Genomic DNA, 911 nt, shown 5'->3' on the forward strand with positions numbered 1-911 from the left:
GGTGCTACCGGAGCAATCTCATCTTTTACCTTAATGGTTTGAGAAACACTGGAGGTGTTACCACAGATATCGACAAAGGTCCACGTGCGCACAATCGTGAAGTCGTTGGCACAGGCCCCCTCCGTAGTCACGGAGGTCGGACCAACCGTAATATCGCCGTCGCAGTTATCCGTAGCCGTCAGTTCAACTTCCGCCGGTACATCTGATGCACAAGAAACTCTTACATCTGCCGGAGGATTCGGCGCTACCGGAGCCGTCTCGTCTTTGACCGTAATGGTTTGAGAAACACTGGAAGTGTTACCGCAAATATCCACAAAGGTCCACATGCGCACGATCGTGAAGTCGTTGGCACATGCGCCTTCCGTGGTTACCGAAGTGGGGCCTACCGTAATATCGCCGTCGCAATTATCTGTAGCCGTTAATTCGACTTCCGCCGGAACATCTGAGGCGCAAGAAACCGTCACATCTGCCGGAGGATTCGGCGCTACGGGAGCAATCTCATCTTTGACCGTAATGGTTTGAGAAACGCTGGAAGTGTTTCCGCAAATATCAACAAAGGTCCACGTGCGCACAATCGTGAAGTCGTTGGCACAGGCTCCTTCCGTAGTTACCGAAGTGGGGCCAACCGTAATATCGCCGTCGCAGTTATCCGTAGCCGTTAATTCCACTTCCGCAGGAACGTCCGAGGCGCAAGAAACAGTCACATTGGCCGGAGGATTGGGTGCTACCGGAGCTGTCTCGTCTTTGACCGTAATGGTTTGGGAGACACTAGAGGTATTACCGCAAATATCCACAAAGGTCCAGGTACGCACGATCGTGAAGTCGTTGGCGCACGCCCCTTCCGTAGTCACGGAGGTCGGACCGACCGTGATGTCCCCGTCGCAATTATCCGTAGCCGTCAGTTCAACTTC

At 53.5% G+C, this 911-nt stretch carries 1 protein-coding gene; it reads right to left on the minus strand.

Features of this window, described 5'->3' with window-relative positions; all coding sequences use genetic code 11:
• Nucleotides 1-911, minus strand: a 911-nt coding sequence (locus tag CRP01_RS42710) for an HYR-like domain-containing protein (protein WP_222845966.1), incomplete at both ends; no start/stop codon positions are given.

The organism is Flavilitoribacter nigricans DSM 23189 = NBRC 102662 (assembly GCF_002646595.1).
GTDB lineage: Bacteria > Bacteroidota > Bacteroidia > Chitinophagales > Saprospiraceae > Flavilitoribacter > Flavilitoribacter nigricans.